The following is a 13,757-nucleotide window of genomic DNA, read 5'->3' as shown; positions in this document are numbered from 1 at the left end:
CGCTGCTTCAGTTGGATGGCTTCGGTGGAACGAGGCGGGCGAGCTCTTCCTCGCTGAGAAGGTCGAACACCCGCACGACTTTCTGCACGCCGGGGATGCCGCGAACCAGCTCGCTGGCGCGGTGTGCCTCACGTTCGGTCACGCGGCCCATCAGGTAGACCTCGCCGCGCTCCACCACCACCTGGAAGGCGTTGGACATCAGGTCGCGGGCGTCGATCAGCGTAGCCTTGATCTTCGCGGCCAGCACCAGGTCGTTCGAGCGCGAGCTCAGGCTGCTGATGAAGCCGACCTGGAGCTCGTTGACCACGCGCGCGACGTTGTCCACCTGGGCGGCGATGGTCTGGGCGCGCTGCTTGTCGGCCTCGTCCTTCACTTCTCCGCTCAGCAGCAGCACGCGGTTGTAGGCGTTGACGTTGATGTGCACGCGGTCGCCGAGCTGTTCCTTGAGGCGCATTGCGGCCTTGAGCTCGATGCCTTGGTCTTCCAGCTGCGTGCCGGCGGTGCGGCGGTCCGTGGCCACCAGGGCGCCGCCCATCATGGCGCCGCCCACCACCAGGGGCGCGCAAGCCGACAGGGACACCGTCAGCGCTGCCAGGGCCAGGGTAAGGGGCAGGAATTTTTGGGTCAGGCTCATGGGATCAGACTCCGGCGTCGAGGCCGAGCAGTTGGGCATCGATGGCATCGCAGAGCGCATGCAGCGCCAGGCGATGGGTTTCGCTGACGCGCGGCCAGCGCGCGTGGTTGACGCGGATCAGCAGATCGGTGTCGGCCAGGCAGTCGCGCAGCGGCCCATCTTGCTGGCCACAGAGGGCGACGATACCGATGTCCTGCGCACGCGCAGCCAGCACCAGCTCCGCCACGCCGGGTTCGCCCAGCGGATCCACCCAGATCAGCAGATCGCCCGGGTGGGCCAGCGCCTGCAACTGGCGCGCAAAGGCGGGCACGCCCTGCAGATCGCCCAACTGGGCGCTCAGCAACTGCGCGCACAGGGCAGGGCGGTCCTGCTCCAGCCGGTTGAGCAGCAACTGGCTTGCCCACTGGGCGTCGAACTGGGCCAGGCCGGCGCCGGCGAGGAAAAGCCGGCCGCCGCCGGTCATGGTCAGCACCGCCATCTGCGCGGCCGCGGCGAGCGGGCGCGTGAGCTGCTCGGCGGCCTGGTAGAACAGGTCGGCGCTCTCGAAGAACTGCTGCTGGATGCGGGCTTCCGTCATGGGGCGCGGATGATACGGCGCGCCCCCGTGATTACCCGCTTCTCATCCGGCATCAAAGGCGGCTTGCAGCCATTCGATGTGCTCGCCCTCGATCGCTACTACGTCGAATCGGCAGGGTGGAAGTTGGGGCAACTGCAGCAGGTAGTGCTGGGCGGCTCGCACCAGGCGCCGGCGCTTGGCGGCGTCGATGCTGGCGGCCGCGCCTCCGTGGCTGGACGCCGCGCGCTGGCGCACCTCCACGAACACCAGCACGCCGGAGCGGTCGCGCATCACCAGATCGATCTCACCGGCAGGCCGGCGCGGCCCGCCCCCGATTCGATAATTGCGCGCTTCCAGCTTCAGCCCTTGCTTCTGCAAGTGCTTGAGCGCGCGTTCCTCGCCATCCGCCCCTTTGCTGCGGGTGCTACCAAAGCCCAGCATGTCTGCTCTCCCCGACCTGGTTGCTGTCGCCGCCCAAGCGGCCGGCGCGCAGCAGTATCCGACCGGCGCGCTCTACGTCGTGGCCACGCCGATCGGCAACCTGGCCGACCTGAGCCTGCGTGCCATCCATGTGCTGGCCCTGGTGGACGCCGTGGCCTGCGAGGACACGCGCGTCAGCGCCCAGCTCCTGCGCCATCTGGGTCTGCACAAGCCCCTGCTGGCCCTGCACCAGCACAACGAGCGCGAGGCTGCGCAGGGCCTGATGGAGCGCCTGCAGCGCGGCGAACGCATCGCTCTGATCTCCGACGCCGGCACGCCGGCCGTTTCCGACCCCGGCGCGCGCCTGGTGGCCGAGTTGCAGACGGCGGGCCTGCGCTGCGTGCCGATTCCCGGCGCCAGCAGCACCCTGGCGCTGCTCAGCGTGGCGGGCGATGCCCAGGCCCAGGGCTTTCGCTTTGCCGGCTTCCTGCCGCCCAAGGGCGAGGCGCGCGCGCAGGCCCTGGCCGGCCTGGCGGATGCGCGCGACACCGTGGTGCTGTTCGAGGCGCCGCACCGCATTGCCGACCTGGCGGCCGAGCTCGCGCAGCGCTGGCCGCAGCGCCGCGTCACGCTGGGCCGCGAGCTGACGAAGCAATTCGAGACCCTGCGCACGCTGAACTGCGCCGAGCTGCCGGCCTACCTGGATTCGGACGCCCACGCGCAGCGCGGCGAGTTCGCACTAGCCCTGCACGCCGAAGGCGAGCCGGTCAGCGAGGGACTGCCGGCCGCGGCCGAGCAGACCCTGGTGCTGCTGCTGGAGGAACTGCCGCTCAAGCAGGCCGTGGCCCTGGCCGCGCGCCTGAGCGGCGTGGCGCGCAACAGCTTGTACGCGCGTGCCCTGGAGCTCAAGCAGGCTCAGTGATCGCGGTCGCGCGCGTTGTGCTTCTTGCGCTTGATGTCGCGGCTGGTGGCGTCTTGCGCGGCATCGAGCTTGGCGCGTTCGCGGCGCGTCACCTTGCCGTCGGCTTTGGCCTTGTCTTCCATGCGGTCCACGGCCGCCTGCTCACGCTCCAGCTTGCGCGCCTCGCGCTTCGTCAGCTCGCCGCTGGCCACGCCTTGGTCGATGCGCTTTTCCTGGTTCGCCTGGCGCTCGTCCACCTTGGGGGTGTGGGTCTGGGCCTGGGCGCCCAGCACGGCAAGGCTGAACAGTAGGGCGGTGCAAATCGTCTTCATGCAGGTTCTCCTGGGGTTGCCGGCGCGAGAATGGCCGGGTTGGGGCAGCAACGGTGCGCCGCTTCGTGGCGGCGACAGAGCAACCGTAAACCGGCATGAAGTTTTGTGAAGCCCCCCACAATTGGGGCATGAATGCCCCCGACTCGATGCTGAGCGCATTGGCCAGCGCCCAGGCCAGCCTGCTCACCCCCTTCGGCCTGGACGAGGCCGCGCTGAGCCGCGCGCTCAAGCTCATCACCGCACACCGCGTGGACGACGCCGATCTTTACTTCCAGACCACCCGCGCCGAGGGCTGGAGCCTGGAGGAGGGCATCGTCAAGAGCGGCAGCTTCTCGATCGACCAGGGCGTCGGCGTGCGGGCCGTGGTGGGCGAAAAGACCGCCTTTGCCTACTCCGACTCCCTCAGCGAAGCCGCGCTGGCCGATTGCGCCCTGACCGTGCGCAGCATCGCCGCAGCCGGCCAGAGCCGCCGCGTCAAGGTCAACCCGCGCCGCGCCCAGGGCATGCAGCTCTACGGCGCGGCCGACCCCATCGCCAGCCTGGACAGCGCCGCCAAGGTGGCGCTGCTGGAACGCATCGAGCGCATGGCGCGCGCCAAGGACCCGGCGGTGGTGCAGGTCATGGCCGGCCTGGCGGCCGAGCATGAAATGGTGCTGATTGCCCGCGCCGATGGCCTGCTGGCGGCCGATGTGCGCCCGCTGGTGCGGCTCTCGATCACCGTGATCGCCGAGCGCAATGGCCGGCGCGAGGTGGGCAGCGGTGGCGGCGGCGGGCGCTTTGGCCTGGCCTACTTCACTGACGAGATGCTGGCCGGCTATGTGGAGCAGGCCGTGCACGGCGCGCTGACCAATCTGGAATCCCGCCCTGCCCCGGCCGGCGAGATGACCGTGGTGCTGGGCCCGGGCTGGCCCGGCGTGCTGCTGCACGAGGCCGTGGGCCACGGCTTGGAAGGCGACTTCAATCGCAAGGGCTCCAGCACCTTCGCCGGCCGCATCGGCCAACGCGTGGCCGCCAAGGGCGTGACCGTGCTGGACGACGGCACCCTGCCGGACCGCCGCGGCAGCCTGAACATCGACGACGAGGGCCATGCCCCGCAGCGCAACGTGCTGATCGAAGACGGCATCCTGGTCGGCTACATCCAGGACGCGCTCAACGCCCGCCTGATGAAGGTGCCGCAGACCGGCAACGGCCGCCGCGAGAGCTACGCCCATGTGCCGATGCCGCGCATGACCAACACCTACATGCTGGGCGGCGACCGCGACCCCGCCGAGATCATCGCCAGCATCGACCGCGGCCTCTACGCCACCAATTTCGGCGGCGGCCAGGTCGACATCACCAGCGGCAAGTTCGTGTTCTCGGCCTCCGAGGCCTACTGGGTCGAGAAGGGCAAGATCCAATACCCCGTCAAGGGCGCCACCCTGATCGGCAACGGCCCCGAGGCGCTGACGCGCGTGTCCATGATCGGCAACGACATGGCGCTCGACTCGGGCGTGGGCGTGTGCGGCAAGGAGGGGCAGTCGGTGCCCGTCGGTGTCGGGCAACCCACCCTTCGCATCGAAGGGCTGACGGTGGGCGGGACCGCCTGATACATTCGTCGCCATGTTCCGCGTCGCCGCCTTTTTTAGCTTTTGGTTCTATCCCCGCCCCGGCGGTGGAGAGATCTGAGCGCACGCGCAACCCAGACTCCCCAAGAACCGCCGGGCCCCAAAGCCCGGCGGTTTTTTTATGCCCTAACGGAACCGGACCATGAACGCCAAAGCCCTGCCCGAGCGCGTGTACAGCCAGGAAGACCGCACCAGCCGCACCGATGACGAGCGCATTGCCGACATCACGCCGCTGCCGCCGCCCGAGCACCTGATCCGCTTCTTCCCGATCGCCGGCACGCCGATGGAAAAGCTGGTGCTGAACACCCGCCAGGCCATCCGCAACATCCTGGCCGGCAAGGACGGGCGCCTGCTGGTGGTGGTGGGGCCCTGCTCGATCCACGACCCGGCCGCGGCCCTGGACTACGCCCGCCGCCTCAAGGGCGTGCGCGAGCAGTACAAGGACACGCTGGAAATCGTCATGCGGGTCTATTTCGAGAAGCCGCGCACCACGGTGGGCTGGAAAGGCCTGATCAACGACCCCTACCTGGACGAGAGCTACCGCATCGACGAAGGCCTGCGCATCGCCCGCCAGCTGCTGCTGGAAATCAATCGCCTGGGTGTGCCGGCCGGCAGCGAGTTCCTCGACGTGATCTCGCCCCAGTACATCGGCGACCTGATCGCCTGGGGCGCGATTGGCGCGCGCACCACCGAGAGCCAGGTGCACCGAGAACTGAGCTCCGGCCTTTCCGCCCCGATCGGCTTCAAGAACGGCACCGACGGCAACATCAAGATCGCCACCGATGCCATCCAGGCCGCGGCACGCCCGCACCACTTCCTGTCGGTGCACAAGAACGGCCAAGTCGCCATCGTGCAGACCAAGGGCAACAAGGATTGCCACGTCATCCTGCGCGGCGGCAAGGCGCCGAACTACGACGAGGCCAGCATCGACGCCGCCTGCGCCGAGCTCACCGCCGCCAAGCTGCCCAACCGCCTGATGGTGGACTGCAGCCACGCCAACAGCAGCAAGCAGCACGAGCGCCAACTGCTGGTGGCTGAGGAACTGGCCCGCCAGTGGCGCGCCGGCCGCCGCCAGATCTTCGGCGTGATGGTGGAGAGCCACCTGAACGGCGGGGCGCAGAAGTTCAGTCCCGGCAAGGACGACCCGGCCAAGCTGCTCTACGGCCAGAGCATCACCGACGCCTGCATCGACTGGGCCCAGACCCTGGAGCTGCTGGCCGGCCTGGACGCGGCGGTGCGCGGCGCCTGATCGATCAGAATCCCTGCTCTTGAAACCCGGCGGCATGCCCTCAGTTGGGCTGCCGCCGGTTTGTTTTTCACGCCACAAACACCATGAGCACCAAGCACACCCACGCCTTCCAGGCCGAAGTCAAGCAGATCCTGCATCTGGTCACGCACAGCCTGTACTCGAACAAGGAAATCTTTCTGCGCGAGCTGGTGTCCAACGCCAGCGACGCCTGCGACAAGCTGCGCTTCGAGGCCCTGGACAAGAACGAGCTGTTCGAAGACGCGCCCAATCTGGAGATCCGCCTGCTGGTGGACAAGGAAAAGCGCACCCTGACCATCCGCGACAACGGCATTGGCATGAGCGCCGACGAAGCGGTGGCGCACCTGGGCACCATCGCCAAGAGCGGCACGCGCGACTTCCTGGCCAATCTGGACGAGAGCAAAAAGGGCGACGCCAACCTGATCGGCCAGTTCGGCGTCGGCTTCTACTCGGGCTACATCGTGGCCGATCGCATCACGGTCGAGAGCCGCCGCGCCGGCTTGTCCGCCGGGCAGGGCGTGCGCTGGATCAGCGAAGGCACGGGCGAGTTCGAGGTTGAGCCGATCGACAAGGCCGAGCGCGGCACCGACGTCATCCTGCATCTGCGCGAGGGCGAGGACGAGTTCCTGCAGCCCTGGAAGCTGCGCGCCATCGTCGGCAAGTACAGCGACCACATCAGCCTGCCGATCCTGCTGCGCAAGGAAGTCTGGGACGCTGAGAAGAGCGCCTACGTGACGACCGACGAGTGGGAGACCATCAACAAGGCCTCGGCCCTGTGGGCGCGCCCGAAGAGCGAAGTCACGCAGGAGCAGTACGAGGAGTTCTACAAGACCCTGAGCCACGACAGCCAGGCACCGCTGGCCTACACGCACAACCGCGTCGAGGGCCGCAGCGAATACACCCAGCTGCTCTACATCCCGGTCAAGGCGCCGTTCGACCTGTGGAACCGCGACAAGAAGCCGGGCGTGAAGCTCTACGTCAAGCGCGTCTTCATCATGGACGACGCCCAGGAGCTGATGCCCGCCTACCTGCGCTTCGTGCGTGGCGTGATCGACTCGGCCGACCTGCCGCTCAACGTGAGCCGCGAGCTGCTGCAGGAAAGCCGCGATGTGCGCGCCATTCGTGAGGGCTCGACCAAAAAGGTGCTCTCCATGCTGGAGGCCCTGGCCGACAGCGACGATCAGGCCGACAAGGACAAGTACGCCGCCTTCTGGAAGGAGTTTGGCGCCGTGCTGAAGGAGGGTATGGGCGAGGACTTCCAGAACCAGGAGCGCCTGGCCAAGCTGCTGCGCTTTGCCTCCACCCACGCCAGCGAGAACGTCAGCCTGACGGACTACGTCGGCCGCATGAAGGAAGGCCAGGAACACATCTACTACATCACCGCCGACAGCCTGGCCGCCGCCCAGAGCAGCCCGCAGCTCGAAATCTTCCGCAAGAAGGGCATCGAGGTGCTGCTGATGACCGACCGCGTGGACGAGTGGATGCTCAGCCACCTGCATGAGTTCGAGGGCAAGCCCCTGCAGTCCGTGGCCAAGGGTGCGGTGGACTTGGGCAAGCTGCAGGACGAGGCCGAGAAGAAGGCGGCCGAAGAGGCGGCCGAGGCCTTCAAGCCGGTGCTGGAAAAGCTCAAGGACGCGCTGAAGGACCGCGCCAAGGACGTGCGCGTCACCACCCGCCTGGTCGATTCGCCGGCCTGCATCGTGGTGGAAGAGGGCGACATGTCGGCGCACCTGGCGCGCCTGCTCAAGCAGGCCGGCCAGGCTGCGCCGGAGGCCAAGCCCACGCTGGAGGTGAATGCCGAACATGCGCTGGTGAAGGCGCTCGACGGCCACCCGAAGTTCGACGAGTTGGCCCAAGTGCTGTTTGACCAGGCCTTGCTGGCCGAGGGCGGGCAGCTGGAGGACCCGGCCGCCTACGTGAAGCGCGTCAACGCGCTGCTCTTGTCCGCCTGATGTCTGCCTGATCAGGCAAAGCCATCGCCGTCGAAGTCGACGAAGTCATCGTCGTCCTTCGGCGGCGGGCTGGGCGGCGCGTCGTCCATGGCCTCCAGCTGCTCGGCCAGCTTGGCCACCTGGTCCAGCCAGTAATTTGGTGTGCCGAACCAGGGGAAGGCGATCGGGAAGGCAGGGTCGTCCCAGCGTTTCGCGATCCAGCCGCTGTGGTGGACCATGCGCAGGGTGCGCAGCGGCTCGATCAGGCGCAGCTCGCGACGGTCGAATTCCAGCACCTGCTGGTAGCCCGCCAGCAGGCTGCCGAGCTGGCGGCTCGCTTGCTCGGGTTCGCCGCTGAGCAGCATCCACAGGTCCTGCACCGCCGGGCCGCTGACGGCGTCGTCCAGGTCGACGAAATGGGCCCCGCTACCGGGCGACCAGAGCAGATTGCCCGGGTGGCAATCGCCATGGATGCGCTGCAGGCGCAGGTCGGCCAGGCTGTCGAAGGCCTGCTGAACGGCCTGCAGGCAGCGTTCCACCATGTCGCTCCAGCGCGCTTCCAGCTCCAACGGCAGCAGGCCGCTGGCCAGCACGGCGTCGCGGGCCAAATCCCCGGGGGCGCGGCCGGCCCAGCGCGGGCGGTGATCGAAGGTGCCGGCGCGCCCGACGCGGTGGATGCGCGCAATGAAGCGCCCCAGCACCTCCAGCACCTCGGGGTCTTCCAACTCCGGTGCGCGACCCCCCAGGCGCGGTGCGGCCGCAAAGCGCAGGTTGTGCCAGCAGGCCAGCGTGGGCGGTTCGCCCAGCAGTTCGGCGCCGGCGGCCTGCAGGGGCAGGGGGGCGGCCAGTGGCACCTCGGCGGCCTGCAGGTCCAGCGCAAAGCGGTGCTCCTCCAGCAGCTGCTCGTTGCTCCAGCGTCCCGGCCGGTAGAACTTGGCCACCACGGCGCCGCCTTCCTCCAAATGCACCAGGAAGACGCGGTTCTCATAGGAGTTCAGCTGCAGCAGGCGGCCATCGCCGCGCAGGCCCACGGCATCCAGCGCGTCCAGCACGCGGCTGGGGTCGAGTTCGGCGTAATCGAGGTTCAAGGGCTGGGGTCGGGTGGCGGCGCGGGGGCGCGATCATCCCCCAGCAGCTCGCGCACCTCGGTCTGGACGGAATCCACGAACTCCTGCACCTGCTTGGCCTGCACTTTGAGGCGGAAATCCAGCTCGCCCAGGCCCTGCTCCAGCGCCTGCTCGGCGTGGCTGGCCCAGTTGTCGGCCGGCAGGTGCAGGCGCGCGCTGACACTGCCGTCCGCCACCTCCTCGGCCCAGGCGCCGGCCTTCTCGGCGATGCGCAGCATGGCCTGGTTCTCGCTCAGGGCATGGATCAGCAAGAAGCGCATGTTGCGGTTGCGCGCGTGCAGGCAGGCGAGCTGGAACAGCCGGCTGCCCAGCCCGCGGCCGCGGTAACGCTGCAGCACCGAGACACCGAACTCGGCCGTGTCGGCCTCCGGCCCGTCCTGGCTGAAGGCCAGATGCGCCATGGCCACGATCTCCAGCCGGCGGTTGAAGATGCCCAGTACCTCATCGCGCGTGAACTCCAGGCTCAGCGCGTAGCGTTCGATCTGGCTGTCCCCGGCGGCATAGCCGAAGCGCAGGTAGCGGTCGGCCGGCGCCAGCGCCAGCAGATGGGCCAGGATGCGGCGGCGATGCCGGCGCGCCAGCGAGCGGATCGGCACCCAGCCGCCACCCAGGGCGGCCAGGGCGCTGCGCAAGGGGGTGGCGGGCGCGGTCATGGCGCTCTGATTATGGGGAGCGAGGCCTCCCGCAGCGTGCCGGCAGCGCCGTCCTTGCCCGATCCGTGCCAACCCTGGTAGACTCGCCGGCTTTTCCGCGTCCAGTGGGCTTTGGGCGCGGGGTTCGTCACGAGAGGCCGCCGGGGTTCACCTCTATAAGCGGCGCCGAGCGGCGGATTTTCATCAAGCCTGATCGAAAGACATTCATGAAGACCTTCAGCGCCAAGCCGGCCGAAGTGACGCACGAGTGGTTTGTGATTGACGCCACCGACAAGGTGCTCGGACGTGTTGCCAGCGAAGTGGCACTCCGACTGCGCGGCAAGCACAAGGCCATTTACACGCCTCACGTGGATACCGGTGACTTCATCATCGTTCTGAACGCCGACAAGATCCGCGTCACCGGCACCAAGTCGGAAGACAAGATCTATTACCGTCACAGCGGCTTCCCCGGTGGCATCTATGCCACCAAGTTCAAGGACATGCAGGCCAAGCACCCCGGTCGCGCCCTTGAGAAGGCCGTCAAGGGCATGCTGCCCAAGGGCCCGCTGGGCTACGCGATGGTCAAGAAGCTGAAGGTCTACGCCGGTGGTGAGCACCCGCACGCCGCTCAGCAGCCCAAAGTCCTGGAGATCTGAGCATGATCGGCAATTGGAACTACGGCACCGGCCGTCGCAAGTCCTCGGTGGCTCGTGTCTTCATCAAGAAGGGCACTGGCAAGATCGTCGTCAACGGTCGTCCCATCGAGCAGTACTTTGGCCGTCAGACCTCCATCATGATCGCGCGCCAGGCTCTGGTGCTGACGAACAATGGCGAGGCCTTCGACGTCAAGGTCAATGTCCACGGTGGTGGCGAATCCGGCCAGGCCGGCGCCGTCCGTCTGGGCGTGACCCGCGCGCTGATCGACTACGACGCGGCCCTGAAGCCCGAGCTGAGCAAGGCCGGCTTCGTGACCCGCGACGCCCGCGAGGTCGAGCGTAAGAAGGTCGGTCTGCACGGCGCCCGTCGCCGGAAGCAGTTCAGCAAGCGCTGATGCACCGACGGGCAGCCATTGGCTGCCCATCAAGAAAGGCCGCAGCTTGCTGCGGCCTTTTTGTTTGCCCTGGATAATTGCCGCCTTACTGCTAGGACTCCCTGCCATGAACGCCGTTGCCGAAACCCTCGACATTCCCGCCCCGCTGGTCTTCACCGACAGCGCCGCCGCCAAGGTGGCCGAGCTGGTGGCCGAAGAGGGCAACCCGGAGCTGAAGCTGCGCGTCTTCGTGCAGGGCGGCGGCTGCTCGGGCTTCCAGTACGGCTTCACCTTCGACGAGGTGGCCAATGACGACGACACGCAGATGAGCAAGAACGGCGTCACCTTGCTGATCGACGCCATGAGCCTGCAGTACCTGATGGGTGCTGAGATCGACTACAAGGACGATCTGAGCGGCGCGCAGTTCGTCATCAAGAACCCGAATGCCACGACGACCTGCGGCTGCGGGTCGAGCTTTTCGGCCTGAAGTTCCTGGCCTTCGTTGACAAGCCGCCTTTGGGCGGCTTGTTTGTTTTGCCGCCTGCGACGACGCTCCTCTCAGGCGGGATAGAGCGCGCCCAACACCCGTGACCCCGTCGCCCCGGTGACGGCGGGCAGATTGCCGGGCTGGCGCTCGACGAAAGCCTTGGCCAGCCAGGCGAAGGCGGCGGCCTCGACCTGCATTGGCGGCAGTCCGCGTGTTGCGCTGCTGATGATCTGAAAGGCGGGCAGGCGAGCCTGCAGGCGGCGCAGCAGGTCGCTGTTGAAGGCGCCACCGCCACACACGATCAGCTCCTGCGTCTGCGGCGCCTGCTGTTGCAGGGCCTCGGCCACGCTCCAGGCCGTGAGCTCGGCCAGGCTGGCTTGCACATCGACGGGGGCGATGCCCTGCAGCCCTTGGCGCTCCAGCCAGTCGAGGTCGAACAGGTCGCGACCGGTGGAACGCGGGGGAGGCAGCGCGAAATAGGGTTCCGCGCACAGGCGTGCCAGCAGTTCTGCATGCACTTGGCCCGAGGCGGCCCAAGCGCCATCGGCGTCATAGGCGCCGCCGCGGTGACGGTGATGCCAGGCGTCCAGCAGCACATTGGCCGGGCCGGTATCGAAGCCGCGGGTCTGGCCATCGGCGCCCAGCAGACTGAGATTGCCCATGCCGCCCAGGTTCAGCACCGCCACGTCCACGCCGGGGCGGCTGAACACCTCACGATGGAAGGCAGGCACCAGCGGAGCGCCTTGGCCGCCGGCGGCGACGTCACGGCTGCGCAGATCGCATACCACGTCGATGCCGCTGCGTTCGGCCAGGCGGGCGCCATTGAGCAGTTGCAGGGTGTAGCCGCGTTCGGGGCGGTGGCGCACGGTCTGGCCGTGGGCGCCGACGGCGCGTACGCGCCCGGCCGGCACCTGGGCCAGGGCAAGCGCCTCGGCCAGGCGCTCGGCGTAGGCGTCGGCCAGCGCGTTCGCGGCAAGCGCGGCGCGCTCCAGTTCGTTGTCGCCGGGCTGGTTCAGTGCCAGCAACTCGGCGCGCAGCGCGGACGGCAGGGGGCCAAACGAGTGGGCCAGAACGCGCAACTCGGCGTCCATCAGCACGGCATCGATGCCGTCCAGCGAGGTGCCGGACATCAGTCCGGCGTAGAGCCGATCGCTCAATCCGCGCCGGTGACGCCGGGGCCCAGGGTGGCGGCCACGGTCAGCTGGGTCTTGGCGCTGGCCACCTGCTCCTGGAACGCGGCGCGGGCATGCGCGGGCAGCAGCACGGTCTCGCTGGCCTTGGCGATGGCGCGCGGGTCCTGGTGCGCGCCTTTGACGCGGAACTCGAAGTGCAAATGCGGGCCGGTGGCCCAGCCGGTGGCGCCCACCGCGCCGAGGCGCTGGCCCTGCTCGACCTTCTGGCCCTTGCGCACGTCGATCTTGCTCAGATGGGCGTAGACCGTGCTGCGCTCGCCGCCATGGCGCAGGTGCACCACGTTGCCGAAGCCGTTCTGCCAGCCGGCGAACTCGACCACGCCATCCCCGACGCTGCGCACCGGGGTGCCGGTGGGGGCGCCGTAGTCCACGCCGAGGTGGCGGCGCCAGGTTTGCAGCACCGGGTGGAAGCGCATCGCGAAGCCGCTGGTGACGCGCGAGAACTCGAGCGGGCTGGCCAGGAAGGCGCGGCGCTTGTTCTGGCCGGCGAAGTCGTAGAAGCTGGCCTTGCCGGTCTGGGTGTCCTGGAACCACACCGCCTGATGGGTGCGGCCGGCATTGACGAACTCGGCCGCCAGCACGCGGCCCTGACCCCAGGGCACGGGCTCACCATCGGCGGTCAGGCTTTCGAACACCAGGGTGAAGCGGTCGCCCTTGCGCAGGTCGCGGTGGAAGTCGATCTCGCCGGCAAACATGTCGGCCATCTGCGAGGCCGCGCTGTCGGGCAGGCCAACTTCATCGGTGGCGGCGAACAGCGAGCTCTGGATGCTGCCGCTGGCCAGGCGCACCTGCGGCTCCAGCCGGCCCAGTTCGACGCGGGCGCTGAGCACGCCGGATTCGCTGCGGTCGACGATCAGGCGGTTGAAGTGCGTGCCGGCCACTTCGCTGGTGCCATTGGGATAGCGCGCAATCAGCTGCTGGACCTTGCCCTCGGCGTCGGCGCTCAGCTCCACGCGCTTGCCGGCGCGGCCGCTCAGCAGCTGGCGCGCGGTGCCGTCCTGGCGCAGGAAGGCGGCGAACTCGGGGTCGAAGGCGCCCAGGCGGCCGAGCAGGCTGTCGACGGTGTCGCCGCTGCGGGTGGTTTCGAAGCGGCGCAGCGCCTGGCTGTGGGCGGCCAGGGCATTGAGCTGGTCTTCCAGCGCCAGTGCGGGCAGCGCCTCGACGACGGCGTTCTTCGGCAGCTCGTTCGGATTCGGCACCAAGGGGGCGATACCGAAGGCCGTCACCGCAAAGCCGCCCAGCAGGGCCAGCACGCTGCCGGTGAGCGCCCGCGGGTAGCGGGCGGCAAAGTTTTCCAAGGGCTGGAGCAGGGGCGCCAGCCGGGTCATCCAATTCATGCCAGAACCACGAGGTGTGGGGCGCGGTCGCCTTGTGGGCAGCGCAGCCACCAGGGGTTGCAGGGGTCGGCCTCCCGGGCCAACGGCGGTCGGGGGCTTGGCCTCGGGTCGCGTGCTCGACCGGCCGTGCAAGCCGGGAGCGCGCCGGGGGCGGTCACCTAGAATTCCGGCCTTTCGCCGTTGGCGCCGCTGCTGGGCAGACGGGCCGGCGGGGCCGGAACGAAGGCGCGATTCTATCGGCGGGGTGCTGCCGTGGCAGCCGGGAAACTCCGGGCAATCTCCCGTTACAGATCCAGTTTCAAGGGT

General features: G+C 68.5%; 15 protein-coding genes. 7 read left to right on the top strand and 8 right to left on the bottom strand.

Going from position 1 to position 13,757, the window contains the following annotated elements; translation table 11 throughout:
* Positions 1-7 precede the first annotated feature (7 nt).
* Genes I7X39_RS19430 through I7X39_RS19420 form a run of 3 tightly spaced genes read right to left on the bottom strand, consistent with a single transcriptional unit; the run spans position 8 to position 1,631 of the window.
* Positions 8-634, bottom strand: a complete 627-nt coding sequence (locus tag I7X39_RS19430) for a BON domain-containing protein (protein ID WP_198112836.1) — start codon at positions 632-634, stop codon at positions 8-10.
* Positions 635-638: 4 nt separating this feature from the next.
* A complete protein-coding gene (locus I7X39_RS19425) occupies positions 639-1,211 on the bottom strand; it encodes an SIS domain-containing protein (protein WP_198112835.1) in 573 nt (190 codons plus the stop codon).
* A gap of 42 nt (positions 1,212-1,253) precedes the next feature.
* Complete coding sequence (locus I7X39_RS19420) at positions 1,254-1,631, bottom strand: YraN family protein (RefSeq protein WP_198112834.1); 378 nt, start codon at positions 1,629-1,631, stop codon at positions 1,254-1,256.
* Here I7X39_RS19420 and rsmI point away from each other — a divergent pair.
* On the top strand, positions 1,630-2,532 hold the full coding sequence (rsmI, locus tag I7X39_RS19415; RefSeq protein ID WP_198112833.1) for a 16S rRNA (cytidine(1402)-2'-O)-methyltransferase: 903 nt from the start codon (positions 1,630-1,632) through the stop codon (positions 2,530-2,532). The two genes, I7X39_RS19420 and rsmI, sit on opposite strands and share 2 nt — an antisense overlap.
* On the opposite strand, the gene I7X39_RS19410 is transcribed toward rsmI, so the two are convergent.
* Positions 2,526-2,843, bottom strand: a complete 318-nt coding sequence (locus tag I7X39_RS19410; RefSeq protein ID WP_198112832.1) for a hypothetical protein — start codon at positions 2,841-2,843, stop codon at positions 2,526-2,528. The genes rsmI and I7X39_RS19410 overlap by 7 nt on opposite strands.
* Positions 2,844-2,971: 128 nt before the next feature.
* Between I7X39_RS19410 and tldD the strand changes: the two genes are divergently transcribed.
* The 3 genes from tldD to htpG all read left to right on the top strand — a co-directional run bounded on the left by tldD (position 2,972) and on the right by htpG (position 7,666).
* Positions 2,972-4,429: a metalloprotease TldD gene (gene tldD, locus I7X39_RS19405; protein WP_198112831.1), complete on the top strand. Its 1,458-nt coding sequence runs from the start codon at positions 2,972-2,974 to the stop codon at positions 4,427-4,429.
* A 160-nt stretch (positions 4,430-4,589) separates the two neighbouring features.
* The gene (locus I7X39_RS19400) at positions 4,590-5,696 is read left to right on the top strand and encodes a 3-deoxy-7-phosphoheptulonate synthase (RefSeq protein WP_198112830.1); all 1,107 of its coding nucleotides are present in this window, start codon (positions 4,590-4,592) and stop codon (positions 5,694-5,696) included.
* Positions 5,697-5,779: 83 nt separating this feature from the next.
* Positions 5,780-7,666, top strand: coding sequence for a molecular chaperone HtpG (gene htpG, locus I7X39_RS19395; protein ID WP_198112829.1), 1,887 nt, complete (start codon positions 5,780-5,782; stop codon positions 7,664-7,666).
* A gap of 11 nt (positions 7,667-7,677) precedes the next feature.
* Here the strand turns inward: htpG and I7X39_RS19390 are convergent, their stop codons facing one another.
* Positions 7,678-8,733 carry a serine/threonine protein kinase gene (locus I7X39_RS19390; protein ID WP_198112828.1) on the bottom strand — a complete coding sequence of 352 codons (1,056 nt, stop codon included), beginning with the start codon at positions 8,731-8,733 and terminating at the stop codon, positions 7,678-7,680.
* Positions 8,730-9,425 carry a GNAT family N-acetyltransferase gene (locus I7X39_RS19385; protein WP_198112827.1) on the bottom strand — a complete coding sequence of 232 codons (696 nt, stop codon included), beginning with the start codon at positions 9,423-9,425 and terminating at the stop codon, positions 8,730-8,732. Before I7X39_RS19385 ends, I7X39_RS19390 begins: the two co-directional genes overlap by 4 nt.
* Before the next feature lie 206 nt (positions 9,426-9,631).
* Between I7X39_RS19385 and rplM the strand changes: the two genes are divergently transcribed.
* The 3 genes from rplM (at position 9,632) to erpA (ending at position 10,921) form a co-directional block, all read left to right on the top strand.
* Entirely contained in the window at positions 9,632-10,060 is a 429-nt protein-coding gene (gene rplM, locus I7X39_RS19380; RefSeq protein ID WP_198112826.1) for a 50S ribosomal protein L13, read from the top strand.
* 2 nt (positions 10,061-10,062) lie between these two features.
* Complete coding sequence (gene rpsI, locus I7X39_RS19375) at positions 10,063-10,455, top strand: 30S ribosomal protein S9 (protein ID WP_198112825.1); 393 nt, start codon at positions 10,063-10,065, stop codon at positions 10,453-10,455.
* 106 nt (positions 10,456-10,561) lie between these two features.
* Entirely contained in the window at positions 10,562-10,921 is a 360-nt protein-coding gene (erpA, locus tag I7X39_RS19370; RefSeq protein WP_198112824.1) for an iron-sulfur cluster insertion protein ErpA, read from the top strand.
* Between the two features lie 71 nt (positions 10,922-10,992).
* Here the strand turns inward: erpA and I7X39_RS19365 are convergent, their stop codons facing one another.
* Positions 10,993-12,078: an anhydro-N-acetylmuramic acid kinase gene (locus I7X39_RS19365; protein WP_198112823.1), complete on the bottom strand. Its 1,086-nt coding sequence runs from the start codon at positions 12,076-12,078 to the stop codon at positions 10,993-10,995.
* On the bottom strand, positions 12,075-13,451 hold the full coding sequence (locus I7X39_RS19360) for a M23 family metallopeptidase (RefSeq protein WP_232352069.1): 1,377 nt from the start codon (positions 13,449-13,451) through the stop codon (positions 12,075-12,077). The genes I7X39_RS19365 and I7X39_RS19360 overlap by 4 nt, the downstream gene beginning before the upstream one ends.
* Between the last annotated feature and the right edge of the window lie 306 nt (positions 13,452-13,757).

This window comes from Inhella proteolytica (assembly GCF_016093275.1).
Taxonomy (GTDB): Bacteria; Pseudomonadota; Gammaproteobacteria; order Burkholderiales; family Burkholderiaceae_C; genus Inhella; species Inhella proteolytica.
The sequence above is the reverse complement of the archived record's forward strand: the minus strand, read 5'-3'. Positions and strand labels throughout refer to the sequence as shown.